The sequence below is a fragment of the Parageobacillus thermantarcticus genome (genome assembly GCF_900111865.1).
Lineage (GTDB): Bacteria > Bacillota > Bacilli > Bacillales > Anoxybacillaceae > Parageobacillus > Parageobacillus thermantarcticus.
In genome coordinates, this window is sequence record NZ_FOJS01000014.1 from 1 (window position 1) to 15,623 (window position 15,623).

13 protein-coding genes and 1 pseudogene are annotated in these 15,623 nt (G+C 37.2%); 8 read left to right on the forward strand and 6 right to left on the reverse strand.

The features are described from left to right. The 5 genes and pseudogenes from BM278_RS19220 to BM278_RS08750 all read right to left on the reverse strand — a co-directional run. A pseudogene (locus BM278_RS19220) lies at positions 1-221 on the reverse strand (copper resistance D family protein); the annotation flags it as partial. A 10-nt stretch (positions 222-231) separates the two neighbouring features. Continuing rightward, positions 232-1,062 carry a copper resistance D family protein gene (locus BM278_RS08735; RefSeq protein ID WP_244151132.1) on the reverse strand — a complete coding sequence of 277 codons (831 nt, stop codon included), beginning with the start codon at positions 1,060-1,062 and terminating at the stop codon, positions 232-234. A gap of 3 nt (positions 1,063-1,065) precedes the next feature. Next, the gene (locus tag BM278_RS08740; protein WP_090949021.1) at positions 1,066-1,626 is read right to left on the reverse strand and encodes a copper resistance CopC family protein; all 561 of its coding nucleotides are present in this window, start codon (positions 1,624-1,626) and stop codon (positions 1,066-1,068) included. Positions 1,627-1,639: 13 nt separating this feature from the next. Continuing rightward, positions 1,640-2,257, reverse strand: a complete 618-nt coding sequence (locus BM278_RS08745; RefSeq protein ID WP_090949024.1) for a class I SAM-dependent methyltransferase — start codon at positions 2,255-2,257, stop codon at positions 1,640-1,642. A gap of 276 nt (positions 2,258-2,533) precedes the next feature. Beyond that, positions 2,534-2,866, reverse strand: a complete 333-nt coding sequence (locus tag BM278_RS08750) for a hypothetical protein (protein WP_090949026.1) — start codon at positions 2,864-2,866, stop codon at positions 2,534-2,536. A gap of 985 nt (positions 2,867-3,851) precedes the next feature. On the opposite strand from BM278_RS08750, the gene BM278_RS08760 reads away from it, so the two are divergent. From BM278_RS08760 to BM278_RS08790, 6 genes are all read left to right on the forward strand, one after another. Next, a complete protein-coding gene (locus tag BM278_RS08760; protein WP_244151133.1) occupies positions 3,852-5,660 on the forward strand; it encodes an N-6 DNA methylase in 1,809 nt (602 codons plus the stop codon). A 9-nt stretch (positions 5,661-5,669) separates the two neighbouring features. Next, on the forward strand, positions 5,670-6,365 hold the full coding sequence (locus BM278_RS08765) for a hypothetical protein (RefSeq protein WP_090949029.1): 696 nt from the start codon (positions 5,670-5,672) through the stop codon (positions 6,363-6,365). A gap of 115 nt (positions 6,366-6,480) precedes the next feature. Then, a complete protein-coding gene (locus BM278_RS08770; protein ID WP_090949031.1) occupies positions 6,481-8,028 on the forward strand; it encodes a type I restriction-modification system subunit M in 1,548 nt (515 codons plus the stop codon). Then, on the forward strand, positions 8,025-9,182 hold the full coding sequence (locus tag BM278_RS08775; RefSeq protein ID WP_020154871.1) for a restriction endonuclease subunit S: 1,158 nt from the start codon (positions 8,025-8,027) through the stop codon (positions 9,180-9,182). The genes BM278_RS08770 and BM278_RS08775 overlap by 4 nt, the downstream gene beginning before the upstream one ends. A 35-nt stretch (positions 9,183-9,217) precedes the next feature. After that, positions 9,218-12,283, forward strand: coding sequence for a type I restriction endonuclease subunit R (locus BM278_RS08780; RefSeq protein WP_090949033.1), 3,066 nt, complete (start codon positions 9,218-9,220; stop codon positions 12,281-12,283). A gap of 483 nt (positions 12,284-12,766) precedes the next feature. Further along, positions 12,767-12,979 carry a hypothetical protein gene (locus tag BM278_RS08790; protein ID WP_244151134.1) on the forward strand — a complete coding sequence of 71 codons (213 nt, stop codon included), beginning with the start codon at positions 12,767-12,769 and terminating at the stop codon, positions 12,977-12,979. A gap of 608 nt (positions 12,980-13,587) precedes the next feature. Here the strand turns inward: BM278_RS08790 and BM278_RS08795 are convergent. Beyond that, positions 13,588-13,782, reverse strand: coding sequence for a hypothetical protein (locus BM278_RS08795; protein WP_090949035.1), 195 nt, complete (start codon positions 13,780-13,782; stop codon positions 13,588-13,590). A gap of 374 nt (positions 13,783-14,156) precedes the next feature. Between BM278_RS08795 and BM278_RS08805 the strand changes: the two genes are divergently transcribed. Together BM278_RS08805 and BM278_RS19030 are read left to right on the forward strand one after the other, a co-directional pair. Further along, on the forward strand, positions 14,157-14,462 hold the full coding sequence (locus BM278_RS08805; protein ID WP_223810910.1) for a hypothetical protein: 306 nt from the start codon (positions 14,157-14,159) through the stop codon (positions 14,460-14,462). Between the two features lie 88 nt (positions 14,463-14,550). Beyond that, positions 14,551-14,880, forward strand: coding sequence for a hypothetical protein (locus BM278_RS19030; protein ID WP_208601780.1), 330 nt, complete (start codon positions 14,551-14,553; stop codon positions 14,878-14,880). Positions 14,881-15,623: the final 743 nt, after the last annotated feature.

Here is a 15,623-nt window from a genome sequence, read left to right on the forward strand (position 1 = left end):
CCAAAATAAGTACAAACTATAAATAACAATCCAAAAACTACTGCAAAATATGGCTTCATCTTTTTGTAAAAGCTTAAAAAGATCATCATTAAAAACATAAAACCAAAGAGTATTAAGAAGAATCCTTCAATAGAAAACATTGGTTTTAGATTAACGGGAGTTATAATCGTTTTGCCGATTAAGTATTCAAGCCACTTGGATGCTCCCTCAGATTTGACCATAAAATCTATGTCATCGTGAGGGGGGGGATGAGGTACCAAGTATACTTGTGAAAAAGAATATGACAGTAATAATGATGGTTTCAGCTTTCAACCAAGCTCGAATATTAAGATTAGGCTGCGCTGACAATTTCCTTAAAAGAATCCCGTTTATTAGAGCAAATGCAAGTAAAGGTATGATACTGATATGCTTTAATAATAACATTTGACCATAAGGCAAAACCCAAGAATTAATATAATCGCTTATATCTACTACAACGAGCATCATGGAAAAACCGCTTGTTAATATGATTACCATACAACCAATAGCAAATGGTGTAAACCATTTTAGAAAGCTCGTCCAGTTACTTAAGTTTTTCGCAAACCATGCGACATGAATGAGAATTCCAGTCCATAATGCTACTGCTAAAAAGTGAATGCTGTGAGAAAACAACCCAGTCCAAAATGATAATGAAGCGACATGGCTAGCGTAACCAACTGCTAAAATCATTAATAACAACCAAAAGGCTTGTAAATATTTCGAACCTTCCACATACACCGTCATCCACAAGAAGGTTGCCATCCAACCAATGAAAATCCACGCTTTTCCAACTTGAAAGTCAGTTAAGATTGACCATGATTTCTGATTAAAATAGTTACTGCCATCAGAAAAATAATAAATGACTTGTAAAACTGGGCCAAAGGTCGAGACGAAGATGCCTAATATAGATAAAAGGAGCATTGGTTTTGGAATGATGATTTTTGGCTTTTTTTCATCAGGTACAAAAGATAATGCAACATGACCAGCAAGTATAGAATAGAAAATATAGTTAAAAAATTCGCTAAGCGAAACAATGAATGGCAATGCTTATCCCTTCTTTTTTAAGATTGATATCAAACCAACGATAACAATAATACCTAAGCTAACTATTAAAATTCTAATCCATGTGCTAGAAGATGTATTTTTTGCTTGACTATCTTCTTCTTTTTTCTGACTTTTTTCCAGTTTCGTATTTTTTTCAATACCGTCTTGTTTCGTTGTAGAAGTCGTTGACTGAGATGGCGTTTTTATCTTATTTTGTGCTACTTTTACATCAAACGGAATTTCGCCAGTGATTGGATGACCATCTTCTCCAACAATTTTCCACACAATCGTATATGAACCGTTCTCAAGTGGGGTTGAGACAGTACCAATAAGTTGATTGTCTTTTACAGTAATATTATTGAAAGGTATTTCATTTCCTGAGCTGAGAAGATGCATTGTGCTTAGTTTCTCTATTTTTGTCTCAAATGTAAGAGTAATTGTTTTTAGTGGTGTAGTTACGGTTTCTCTTTCTTTCGGATTGGAAGATGATAAGTAACTATGAGCATATCCGATGGATGGAATACATAAAAAGATGAGAAACATGATTAGAATCATTTTTTTCATCACTTTTAATCACCTAGTTCTTTTTTAATACGATTTTTCGGTACATACCTTTCATCATAACATCTTTATCTTCAACTAAGTAACATTCATGTTTGATATTTTTATAAACCTTTTCAAATGAGATACCTATGTCAGTACCCAACAGCTTGATGATGGGACGAATTACTTTTTTTCCGAATGACAGTTCTCTATGTTTAGGTGCAAATTTATCAAATATAATAATACGTCCACCTTTCTTCGTTACACGCACGATTTCTGACATCACTTTGTCAGGGGAAGGGACTACGCTTATGACTAAACTTGCTACTACTACATCAAACGAATTGTTTGGAAATGTTAGAGATTGAGCATCCATTTGAATGAATTTTATATTTTCATTCTGATACTTATTTTTTGCTTTTTCCAGCATTTCTTTAGAATAATCAATAGCAACTACATTTATTTTTTCTAATGGACAAAAGGCCAAATCAGCACCCGTTCCTACTCCAACAAATAGAACATTCTCACCATCTCCAAAAGGAAATTCATGAAATATCTGTTTTCGCGCTGAATAAAACACACCTCTATTAAAAAATAAATCATAAAAAGGAGCCCAACATTTATAAATAATCCGATTCCATTTGTTATTCATTTTCTTTTTCGCCTTCTTGCACTGAATTTTAGTCTTGATTGATAAAATACATTATCTTTGGTTTTTAACAAAAAATAGAGGGGAATTTACACAATAATTAGGACCTGACCTAAGAAAGTGGAAAAATTACAATAAAAGTTGAACTTTTTTGATTATAAAACATAATATACATGAGCATATATTCATATAATGAAGAGAAGAATAAAGAACATCAACTGAGGGGGCATAATATCTCAAGCATTATACCCCTTTTTAATTTAAAGGATTAATTCAAAACTACCAATCCCATTTGCTCTTTACTATCCCTAATTTTTCAGCAAGCATAATAAATAGTGTTGTTTGTTTTCCTTCTAAAGCCTCTTTTGTACATTTTGTGCTTGCTTTATAATCTGTTTCTTTCACTTTTTTTAATGTAGTTTCTTCAAGAAAGTTGGATGCAATCGATTCCTCAAAACAGATTGGAGCAATGTATGTTTTTGTTTCATGGTCCAGTATCATTCTCGTATTGTCTGGTGGAGTTTGTTTAAAAGGTACGAAGAAAAAAACGCCAAGTAGGATTATCAGAATAACGATAGTAAAACTTAACCACTTTACCTTAGTTGACAACACGTTTAACACTCCTAACAATTACTTCACTTTGAACCTTGATTTTATTACAAAATATTTAAGAAAAAAAGCAGTAAATATTAAAGTTCAATAATTTTTCACTATTTTTATCATGAGAATGCAGTTTTTATTTATGGTTCTTCACCATTTTTTGTGAAAAACGCTCAATTCATTTCTCTATTCGTTGTATAATCTAGACTAACATCAGAGAGAGAGGGAAGATCGGTTTTCATCGTTTGAGAATGCAAAAGAAACCGATGCTAATACGATCGGGGGAGATCGGGCGCTTTCCGTTCACTGATCTCGATTCCCTCCCGTTGATGCCAATACATTCGAGCTTGGAACAGGGAGGGAGCAACCATGCCAGAGCGCCAAATTGGCGCATAGCCGCTGAAGCGACTGACCCCCAAGCGAACCATCTCCCTATACACATAGCGTCAGGAAGGCTTTAGCAGTTAAGGAATGCTGCCGTTGAATGAGTCCTACTTCTCATTCCAGAAGGGTCAGTTCTTTGGCGGAAAGGAGTTGACGAATTTTTGATCCATGCCTTCACGTAATTTGATAGGTAATGGAATAAAATCCCCTTATATCATTTGTTGTAGCTCAAATTATAGTTCATAATTCTTGTTTTTATAGAGGAATTATAACAAAGCCAAAAAAGAATTAAAAATACCCTTTACAAAAATTTTGTTGTATGTTACATTAAAAACACAGAGATGGTCAACCATAAGTTATTTCATTAGAAGTAATGTCTTTGAAGGCAATCCTTGCGACAATGGAATTATTGCATAATGAAGTTTCTTTTTTTGCATCAAAATTAAAAAGGAATTGATAATACTTTATTAGGAAATTAGGAGGTAAAATAATGAGCCGTGACAAAGCGTTGCAATTTATTCATGAATTCGAAAATCAATTTAATAAGAAAGAAATTGAAGTAGAAAAAGGATTAGCAGTCGAATTATTAAAGCTGCATACTTTGTTTTTTGCCATGGAGAATGAAAAATATGGTGAGAAGCTCACAAACATCATAACAAGGGAAGAACTTAAAAATCGCCGCGGAAATGTAAAAGAGACCATCCAATCTTTATACCGTACGCTTGAAAGCATAGAGCCTTCACTCTCTGGCGTGTTTCTTAACGATACATTCAAGAACATCGAGGAAACTACTCTTTATAAATTAGTGGTCCTTCTTGAACGATATGGATTAACGAAAACGGAGTATCAAAATAACGAGGCTACGACAGTTTTTTTTGAAACATTAATAAAAGAGCTGCTTGCATCTTCAAAAGGTTATGACTTCACACCTGATGGCCTGTCACAGCTAATGATTCAGGCATTAAAGCCAATTACGGGATCCGTATATGACGGAACCGCTGGAATTGCAAATATACTGGTTGATGCCTACCGATACGCTAAAGGCAAAGGAAAAGATATTTCTGTTTATGGACAAGAGATTAACGAAGAGTTATATGTTATTGGCAAGCTGAATTTGTTTGTCAATCATATCTTGCCAGAACAGGGAGATATGAAATTGGGTGATACCATTCGTGACCCGAAATGGCTCGAAAATGGGCGTCTGATGCAATTTGACTATATTATGATGAATTTCCCATTCGGTTTAAGAGATTGGGGATATGAGTTTGCCATCAATGACCCTTATCATCGATTTGAATTATATGATCTTCCATCTAAATCACAAGGAGATTATTCCTTTATATTACATGCATTGGCGTCTTTAAATCAGGAAGGGAAAGCGGCATTAATCGTTCCTTTTGGAACACTGGTTAGAGGTGCGGCAGAAAGAAAAATTCGTTCCATCCTATTAAAAGACGATGTAATCGAAAGCATTGTTTCCCTTCCAAACAATTTATTTAGCGGAACGGGTATTCAGGTGGCGCTTCTTCTATTGAATAAACATAAACCAAGCCACAAAAAAGGCAAAGTGCAATTCATTAATGCCGAAGGGGATTATGAGCGGACAAGAACACAAAAATATTTGACTTCCAAACATGTCCAGAAAATTATTGAAACGCTTGAGGCATATGAAAACAAAGAAAAATACTCACGCATTGTTACTATAGATGAAATTGCCGAAAACAATTGGGACTTAAACCCATCCTTATACTTCATTCATGTGGAACTGGACACAGAATTCGGCAAGATCGTTTTTAATAAGAAAAAATACGAAGGCGAAGCGGAAAACCTTGTGCAGATCGGGGACATTGCGGAGGTCATCCGCGGCGTGAATCTTCCATCCCGCAGACAAATCGAAAATACAGACGGGGAGTTATTCCCTGTTATTCAAATACGAGATATCGAAAATGGAGAAATACGCTTTGAAACCATCGATGAATTTCCAATTCAAACAAGAGATGTACAGCGCGTTACCGCACAGCCGGGGGACATTTTAGTGTCAAGCAGGGGAACCCAACAGAAAATTGCCGTTGTTCCAGAGTACGACGGAATGATTTTAGTATCGAATATGTTTATTATCATTCGCCTTCATTCTACAAAAGAAGTCGATCCTGTCTACGTCAAACGTTTCTTAGAAAGTCCGATTGGCCAATACTTTTTTGAAGCTCATCAAAGCGGATCCATTGCAACAGTTTTAACTCCAAATGATATTCGCTCCATTGAGCTGCCTTTGCTTCCTATTGAGCAGCAACAGGAGATGATTAGACAATTGGAAGAGGCAGATGAATTAATTCGCAAAGCTTATGAAGAGAGAAAGAAAAAATACTTTGATGCTTATCAAAAATTTGGCATCGGGGCTTTTATCCGACCAATGACAAAGTAGGGGGAATGAGTGTTGAAAAAGAAACTTCTTCTTGAATTAAGAAATAGTTTAAGAAGACGAGGATTTTGGGTGAACGTAGTAGATGAGGAATTAGTTTTGGATCTATGGTATTCAAAATCTAACTTCATCGAAATGGTCAGTTTATTAGCAGTATTACAAATAGGCATCAACATTGGCGAAAAAGGTATTCGGCTAAAGCCGAATACCCTTGTTTCGGATGAACTGTTCCAGCAAATAGAGTTTTTTTATCGACAAGGATGGAACTGGTTTTCTGTTTTAAGACCACAAGAAGTCCCAGCTGCATGGAACCATAATCCGGACAATGACCTCTCTATATTGGATTTAGACAGCGGGATTGCTAGCCTAGTATTTGCATTAAATAAAGTCGGGTTATATACTTCTATGAGTTGTGACGGCCATGGGCAAAGAGAGCCAAACATCTGGCTACGCAGACAGGATTATGCCGAAACAATCCGGAACATACTTATGGAAGCTAATCAACAAGTCAGTTTTGCGTATGATTGGGAAATAAAGAAAGGATATAGAAATATTGTTCTAACTGCAAAGAGGCGTTTATCCAAAGATAAATGGGATGTGGAGAAAATACAGGATGATGCATTAGCTTTATCAGAATACATTTATAAAAACTATTCTGCATCTGCTGGTAAGAAGTTGAGTCGTTATAATAGAGTTTCTAAGGAATAGGGAACGCTGTATAATTAAAGTTGGAACACTTTGGAGCATCCTAATGATTTCAAGTCTTTACTTTTGTTTTTCAACAAATCTAGTATGAAAAAGATAAAGAAACAGGAGGCAGAGTATGACTGTAAAAGCAGACATCGATTTTCAGAAGGATTTATTTGAGGCAGCCAATAAAATGCGCGGGAGTGTGGCTCCTGCTGATTATAAACACTATGTTCTTCCGTTAATCTTTTTGCGCTATCTTTCTAACAAGTACGAAAAGCGCCGAAAAGAATTAGAGCAAATTGTAAAAGATCCAAGCAGCGATTGGTATACGGAAGATGATGAAATGCGGCAAATCATCATTACAGACCCGGACCAATATAAGGCGGAAAACGTCTTTGTCGTGCCTGAAGAAGCAAGTTGGTCTTATATTATGAAAAACGCCAAGCAGCCGAATATTAAAGAGATTCTTGATAACGCGATGAAGCGTCTTGAAGAGGAAAATCCAGAACTGGAAGGCATATTGCCGCGAATTTACCAAGGTTCGAACTTACCGCCTGAAAACGTGGCGGGATTAATCGAAATTTTTTCTCGTGATGTATTTAGCGCCAATACGGATGACAGTGTAGATATATTGGGCCGTACATATGAGTATTTTATTAGTTCTTTTGCTGCTTCTGAAGGCAACAGAGGCGGAGAATTCTTTACGCCATCCAGTATCGTTAAGTTGCTTGTTGCTATGCTGGAGCCGAAAAGCGGGATTGTGTTTGATCCTGCGTGCGGCAGCGGTGGGATGTTTATACAAAGTGAAGAATATGCTCCAAACAAACACGCTCTTTCGTTTTACGGGCAAGAAAATGTAGTAACGACCGTACGTCTTGGAAAAATGAACGTTTTGTTGCATGGCATCAATGCAGAAATTCGCTTAGGAGACTCGCTGTTAAACGATCAGTTCCCTGATTTAAAGGCCGATTACGTGATTGCCAATCCGCCGTTTAACCAAAAAGACTGGGGAGCAGACCGTTTATCAAAAAATGACCCACGCTTAATCGGACCAGTCACAAACAGCAATGCGAACTATATGTGGATGCAGCACTTCCTATATCATTTAAATGATACAGGTACCGCAGGATTTGTCATGGCAAACGGAGCGATGACAACGAATGTGAAAGAGGAGAAAGAAGTTCGTCAAAAATTAGTGGATGAAGGATATATTGACTGCATTGTTCAATTGCCTGAAAAACTGTTCTTTACCACAGGCATTCCATGTTGCTTATTCTTTTTAAGCAAAAACCGTGACGGCAAAAACGGCTATCGGGCGCGAAAAAATGAAATTTTGTTTATCGATGCCCGTAAAATGGGAACGCTCGTTAGTCGTAAGCAAAAAGCGTTGTCTAAAGAGGAAATTGATAAAATCGCAGCCGTTTATCGTGCCTATAAATACGAAGGGGCAGAAGGATACGAAGACGTTGTTGGATTCTGTAAAGTTGCAACAATTGAAGAAGTTCGGGCAAATGACTACAAATTAACGCCGGGCATTTATGTTGGGACGGAAGTATCCAATGAAGACGATGTACCGTTTGAAGAAAAAATGGCTGAATTAACTCAGCGTCTTTTAGAACAGTTTGAAGAATCGAATCGCCTTCAAGAAAAGATTAAGAAAGACTTGGAGGAATTACTGTGAGTAATTGGATTAAAGTGAAATTAGGAGATATTGTTGAACTAAAAAGAGAGTCATATCAACCCAAACCTGATGAGGTTTTACCTTATATTGGGTTAGAACATATAGGTCAAGGAACATTACGGTTAATCAGTGTTGGAAAATCAAATGAAGTAACGAGTACAAAAAGTTATTTCTCAAAGGGAGATATTTTATTTGGGAAATTACGCCCATATTTTCGCAAAGTAGTAAGACCTAAATTCAATGGCGTATGTTCAACCGATATTCTTGTATTAACAAGTAAAAATCCTAGGAAGTTCAATCAAACTTTCTTGTTTTATCTAATGGCTTCACAAGAGATGATTGATCTTGCTACAGCTTCTTCAAGTGGTACAAAAATGCCAAGAGCTGATTGGAAAGTGCTTCAGAATCTAGAGATAAGTATACCTGAAGATGTCAATGAACAGGAAAGAATAGGTAAGATACTCGAAACAATAGACGATAAAATCGATATTAATATTCGGATGAACAAAACTCTCGAAGAAATGGCCATGACGCTTTACAAGCATTGGTTTGTTGATTTTGGACCGTTTCAAGACGGGGAGTTTGTGGAGTCGGAATTAGGAGTTATCCCAAATAATTGGAAAATTGGTCAAGTTAAAGATTTGGCAAAAGTATTAAGTGGTAAACGTCCTAAGGTTAAAGATATAGGTGAATACCCTATATTTGGGGGAGGGGGGCCTATGGGAGTTACAAATGAATATTTGTATAATGAACCTATATTTATTACTGGTCGTGTAGGGACAATTGGCAAGGTATTTAGAGTTTCAAAACCATGTTGGCCTTCTGACAATTCTCTGGTTTTAATCCCCTTAAAAGCATATTACTATAGTTTTTTATATGCTGTTCTTAAAAATATAGATTTTTCTCTAATAACAGGTGGTTCGACTCAACCATTAATAACACAAACAAGTTTAAAGTCTATAAAAGTAATAATACCACCTGAGGAAACTATAGAACAATATAATAAACAAGTGTTAACATATTACAGTTTAATAGATAAAAATGATAACATTAATAAACAACTTAGTGAAATAAGAGATTATCTCCTCCCTCGCCTTTTATCAGGTGAAATTGATGTATCAAAAGCAGAAAAACAAGTAGAAGAAGTACTTTAAATTGGATATAAATTCGACTAGGAGGTGCAAGCAGCATGGCAACGAGACCTCTAGGTGAAACGGAATTTGAAGAGACGACGATTGAACGTTTAAAACGGTTAGGTTATGACTATCTTCATGCGCAGGAATTGTTTCAGCGCGGAGAGCGGGACAGTCTTCACGAGGTAGTTCTTTACGGTCGGTTGGAAGCCTTCTTAAAGAAGGCTTATCCGGCCATACCGGAACAAGAAATCAAAAGGCTTGCTCAAATTTTGACGGCGCCGGATGGGGTAAAACTGATCAACCGAAATATGCATTTTCACCAAATGTTGACGAAAGGACTTGAGTTCTCTTATGAGGTAAACGATGAAACGTACACGCCTCATGTTTTCCCGATTGACTGGGAACATCCGGAGAACAATGACTTTTTAGTGGTTAATCAATTGCCGATTGAAGGGCGCATGTCCCGCCGGCCAGATATCGTTATATATATTAACGGTTTGCCGCTGATTGTGTTTGAGTTGAAAAATCCGAACAACGAGCAGGCGACTGTTTATGATGCATATACCCAAATTCAAAACTATACATATGATATTTCGCAATTATTTAACTACAACGCTTTTGTTGTTATTTCCGATAACGTGGAAACGAAGCATGGGATGCCGTTTGCCGATTACGATTTCTTTGCCTCATGGAAATCGATTGATGGGCGAAATGTCGATAACAACCGTGCTAATACGATGCGCACGCTGATTGAAGGATTATTTCCAAAAGACCGTCTGCTAAATTATATTCGTAATTTTATTGTCTTTTTGGAGGAAGGAAGCAAAATTACAAAAATCGGCGCGAAATATCACCAATTTTTTGGCGTAAACTTCGCTGTCAATGAAGCGATCCGTGCGACGCGGCCTGACGGAGACCGGAAAATCGGGGTAATGTATCATACAACGGGTTCGGGCAAATCGCTAAGCATGTTATTTTTCGCAGGAATTTTGTCTCGCCATCCGGAAATGGAAAATCCATCAATTGTCATTCAAGTGGACCGTAATGACTTAGACGAACAGTTGCATGATACGTTTGTGCAAGGGAAATCATACATCGGCCATGTGCATCACGCGGAGAATACCGAACAGCTGCGGACATTACTGAGAGGAGAAGCGGGACAAATTATTTTCTCCACTATTGAAAAATTCCGTAAAAAAGAAGGAGAAACCCGACACCCTGTTTTATCGGAAAGACGAAACATTGTTGTGATTGCCGATGAAGCACATCGCACCCAAGCCGGTTTTGCGGGCGGATTTGCCGCTCAGTTGCGTTATGCTTTGCCGAACGCTTCCTATATTGGGTTTACAGGAACCCCGGTCGATTTTGTTGATAACAATACAGAAGAAATTTTTGGACATATTATCCACCGCTACGATATGGCTCAGGCGGTCGAAGACAAAGCGACATTGCCCATTTACTATGAGAGCCGCCTAATTCCGCTTGATTTATCCGCTGGGGACATTGATGAAAAATACAGAAAAATTATCGAAGAAGCAGGGGGAGACGATGAAGAGTCAGAGAGCTATAAAAGAAAATGGGCCGCTCTGGAAAAAGTCGTCGGTACTCCAAAACGGCTCCGTCGTTTAGCCAAAGATATCGTATCACATTTTAACCAAGTCGCCAATCCATTTCAAAAAGCGATGATTGTCTGCATGAGCCGGCGAATTGCGGTTGATTTGTATAATTATCTAAGAGAGATTCCAGAATGCCCTCCTGTTGAAGTGATTATGACAGGAGATGTATCAAAGGATCCTAAAGAGTGGCGAGAGGTTCAGCCGGGAAGCAAATATGCGCATATTAAATCGAAAAAAGAGCAAGAAGAAGTGAAAGCCAAACTTCGTGACCCAGAAGACCCTTTGAAATTTGTCATTGTCGTCGATATGTGGCTGACAGGAATGGACGCCAAACCGCTTTCTTACCTTTATGTCGATAAGCCAATGAAAGGCCACAACCTGATGCAGGCCATTGCCCGTGTAAACCGTGTGTTTCCGGGAAAAGAAGGCGGTGTCGTCGTTGATTATATTGGCATCGCCACTTCCCTGAAAGAAGCAACTCATAAATATACGCAAAGCGGCGGAACGGGAAGTCCTACTTATGATATTTCCGAGGCCGTTAACATCTTTATGAATCATCTGGAGACAGTAAGGGGATTTATTCCAAGCGATATTGATGTTCAAAACTGGCGGGCAAAACCAAAGATAGAGCGCGAAGACTTCATTGCAGATCTTGTTAACATGCTTTTAAATCGAGATCCCGAGGAATATATCCAAGCAGCTACCAAACTAGAAAAATCATATCAGTTGGTGAAGCATCAGCCGGAAGTGCTTGAACTTGCAGATGAGGTTATGCTTTATTTAATGATGAAAGCACAGCTTCGCAAACATTTACGCCCGTCAACTGGGGGATCTAAGGAAAACAAAACATTAGAAGAGCGATTATCAGAACTTATTGACAATAGTCTATTAGCGAAAGAAACGGTTGACATTTTCCAAATAGCAGGAATTGAACGTCCAGATATCAGCATATTGGATGATGCATTCTTGGCAGATTTAACGAAAAAAGAGCATGTAGACTTGCGCTTAAAGTTGCTGAAAAAACTTTTAGAGGACCAAATTAAAGTGACATTTAGCCAAGGAAGCCCACAGTCAAAGGCGTTAAGCGAACTTCTAGAGAAAACGTTAAGGGATTATCATAATCGTGTCATTCAGGCTGCCGATGTGGTCAGGGTTATGATTAACATGCGCAAAGAAATGGAAGAGGAAATACGCAAGCGACACGATTTGGGGTTGTCAGAGGAAGAAATTGAATTTTACAAAGCGATTACTGCTATGGAGCAGGAAGCGTTCTCAAACGAGTTTCTTGCTAGTCTAATCCATAAGGTGGTCAAAGCCTTAAAGAAACAATTAGCCGTAGACTGGACAAGTCCTCACCGTCGAGATGTTTACGCTAAAGTGAAATTAGCCGTCAAGCAAGTACTCATGAAAGAAAAAATTACCGGCCAACAATTGCAATTCTTAACAAACAAATTCATGGAACAAGCCGAACAACAATATAAAAACTGGCCAATGAATGCGTAACAACTAAAACAGATGTCTCTTATAGGGGCATCTGTTTTTGTATAAAATGGTTATGAAGGAAGAAGAAATGCATGCAAATAGGATTAGATAGAGAAATTATTAAAAATCTTACAAGGATAGTAGAGTCGCTTTCACCATTGAGTGAAATGCTTCGGGAGCAGACAGAATTAATAACGTGAATCAATCTTTTCTCAAACATAAGCCGGCAGTTCAATTCGGTATTTTATCAATCTGAACTGTCAAATGCCTTTAATACATTAGCCTCGGAATGGTCAAGTCCAAATTATTGTGTAAAATTCCATTGCCAGTACAGTAGACTTGGATTACGGGAAAATAAAATCGCTTTTTACCGTTTTGTTTTTACACAATTTCGCGGACTTGATCCTCGGAATTGAGGAAAACACAATTACATATACAATCTGTTGCTCCATCCTTAGAATCAATTAGTACGTTAAGGAACGGTTTTGCTGGTGAACTGATTCTATGCAAACTGTTTTAGATAGTGTTAAACAATTAAGTTTATCATTAAGCAAAATCTACACTAGTATCGATAGTCCGATTGCAGAACTCCAAAGAACAATTAATCAAACATTAGATAAGATTAACCTGTCACCGACGATAAAAGCATTAGAACAATGGCAGGTTCAATTTAAAGAATTGCAAAAAATAAATTTTCCAAAGGTTGGCCCGGGTTAGACAATTACTAGGCAAACAAATTGCTCACCAGCCCTTGATACATAAGGGTTGATGAGCGATTAGGCATACTTCACGCGTGTATCTATGAGTGATGCTGGATATGTAGGATTCTTAGAAGCAGATCCAACGCCTGCAGCCACAAAGTTTTGGCGATGCTTTAAAGTGAGTTTCGCATGCTGATTTATATGTTCTTACGTTATAACTCATAAACACCGATATTAAAAGGACTAATTTACGAAGCGTGTGCCTACGAAAATCAACGTATTTTCTAGTGTATAGACCTTAAATCCTTTGATATAAAAGGCTTTTTCTAAATTGTGCTTGCCTAAAATTGGACTTCAAACTGTCGAACTCGGAGTACAGAAAATATGTAAAAATCGCTTTTCGGTACGGAATTTTTGTAAAAACCTCTTTTCTGGTACGGGATTTTTGTAAAAAAAGAAGGGGTCTGGTACGGAAAATGTGTAAAAAACCCTTTTCGGTACGGAATTTTTGTAAAAACCTCTTTTCTGGTACGGATTTTTTGTAAAAAACTCCTTTCTGGTACGGGATTTTTGTAAAAAAAGAAGAGGCCTAGTACGGAAAATGTGTAAAAAACCACTTTCCACCTATTCCTCCCGCTCCCATTCCTGTTTGCAATCCGGACATTGCCATTTGATTACACGATCTTTTTCCAAACTGGAAATGCCAATTTTTCTGCTAAAGTGGGTGGCATTGCCATAATGCTTTTGCAGTTCTTTTGGAATCGGATCTCCTTGCAAATTAGCGCCGCAGTAGGGGCAGAATTCTTTGCTATCCTCCATTTTCCTCTTCTCCTTTCTTATCTGGTCTATTTATTCGATTATATTTTTCTCTTGGGTGTATTCGTACTTCTTCCCGTTTCCTTTTCATTTCATTACCAAATATACGGATGAGCGAAATAATAAGTTTCTTTTGCTTGCCTGTATTTGAATTCTCTATCTGGACGGCCATTATTTTATCTACCCAGTCTTCACTTTTTGTTGAGTAGATTTGTTATTTTACAGGGAGAAATTCGATGAAATGGGTTAAAAAGGGGCAAAGTGTAAGATAGAATAATAATAGATAATCGATTTTATTTTCTTTTCCTTTTACAAATTAATATAACAGAAGGCCTTTTTGGTCCAGAGAAATGGTGAAAAATCATCGGCAAGGATGTATGACGAAAACAGTCGTTGGCATTCTTGCCGATGTTTTTTATTTATCAACATTTTTGATGGAGGGATTATTTATGAATCAGTATTATGTCGTTCTTAGAACAAAAGAGAAAGACGAATTAATGGATGTCGTGGGGGCTTTGTCATTAGAGGAAGCATGGGCAATTGCCAGAATACGTTATGAAGAAAGAATGCGTGAGGGAGATAGTCTGTTTGTTTTTCCAGCGATAGGACCTCTTGCATTTGATGAGAATAATCGATTTGTTAGCAACAGCGGAGGGAATATGAAAATTATGATGAAGTTCTAAAGAAAACAAAGATGACTCCCGTTGAAGTGCAGTTCAACGGGGGTCATTTTTTTTCGTTTCTTTTCATGGTACCGAACAATAGATCCCCATGGCCATCGAATCAAATCTACATCTTCTTCATCATGATTGCATCGCATTCGCCACTGTTAGACGTAACGACTCATCTTATCGATGTTTAGAACAGATTTTATCAAAAACGGATCAATCAGTCCGATTTGCATTAAAACCGAAAGTTGAAACAGAAGATATTCAACTATTACAAAATGATCATCCGTTATATAAATTAGCTTTGGAACTTGGGGGTACAGAAACGCAAAAAGCCACTATACCGGTGGCAATAGTAAAAGCAAATGTTCTGGAACGTATCCAAATAGAATTAGACCAAATTAATGTTGTAGATGGAACAGGCAAGAATTAGAACAGTCACTTATTCTTTTAGGTAAGCGAGAATCTGATGATTGGATAGAAATAGATCTCTATCTTTTATTTAATGGGGATTTTGAATATATAAGTACAGGTATAGAAGACCCTTCGTTTAAACGTGAAACGATCATACACGCATGAAAAATCCTGTAGGGTGTACAGTTAAAACATGATGAATGCTTGAACAAAAAGTGTATTTATTTGCGGAAATCTATAGTTTTCATTAGCTTGGTATGGGATTTATGTAAAAACTATTATTTTGGTACGGGAATTTTGTAAAAGCTCAGTACGGGATTTAAGTAAAAACTGTGGTCTCAGTGCGGAATTTTTCTCGGTACGGGATTTATGTAAAAAGATTTGATTTAGTACGGGAAATATGTAAAAAATAAAAATTACTATGATGAATGATTAACCGGTATCAATTTGATACTGGTTTTTTTATTATCAAATAATGTTATATCCATCCGAAAAATGTAATTTATTTTATTAAAAAATTTGGGTCAAATTAGGAGTCGGGATATAGTAATACTCGTCTGGATAGGTCATTCTTCTAAATTTTAGAACACTTGATCTGAAGCCATTTTTAAACTATTAGGTATATGAAGTTGTTCATACAGTTAACTGGGTAGGTTTTAATGTACCCAGTTAACCCTATGAATCTGTGGCTCAATGTTAAATATTTTAGCTTTTCGTTTGAGCCGAATGGAAAAAATGCACTTTTAAATCGCTCAATAAAAG

Excerpts from the sequence above, each read along its gene's own strand:
- BM278_RS08740 (WP_090949021.1), bottom strand. The coding sequence starts at position 1,626 with ATGAAAAAAATGATTCTAATCATGTTTCTCATCTTTTTATGTATTCCA.
- BM278_RS19030 (WP_208601780.1), top strand. The coding sequence starts at position 14,551 with ATGGCCATCGAATCAAATCTACATCTTCTTCATCATGATTGCATCGCA.
- BM278_RS08760 (WP_244151133.1), top strand. The coding sequence starts at position 3,852 with ATGGAGAATGAAAAATATGGTGAGAAGCTCACAAACATCATAACAAGG.
- BM278_RS08790 (WP_244151134.1), top strand. The coding sequence starts at position 12,767 with ATGCAAACTGTTTTAGATAGTGTTAAACAATTAAGTTTATCATTAAGC.
- BM278_RS08805 (WP_223810910.1), top strand. The coding sequence starts at position 14,157 with ATGACGAAAACAGTCGTTGGCATTCTTGCCGATGTTTTTTATTTATCA.
- BM278_RS08770 (WP_090949031.1), top strand. The coding sequence starts at position 6,481 with ATGACTGTAAAAGCAGACATCGATTTTCAGAAGGATTTATTTGAGGCA.
- BM278_RS08795 (WP_090949035.1), bottom strand. The coding sequence starts at position 13,782 with ATGGAGGATAGCAAAGAATTCTGCCCCTACTGCGGCGCTAATTTGCAA.
- BM278_RS08745 (WP_090949024.1), bottom strand. The coding sequence starts at position 2,257 with ATGAATAACAAATGGAATCGGATTATTTATAAATGTTGGGCTCCTTTT.
- BM278_RS08780 (WP_090949033.1), top strand. The coding sequence starts at position 9,218 with ATGGCAACGAGACCTCTAGGTGAAACGGAATTTGAAGAGACGACGATT.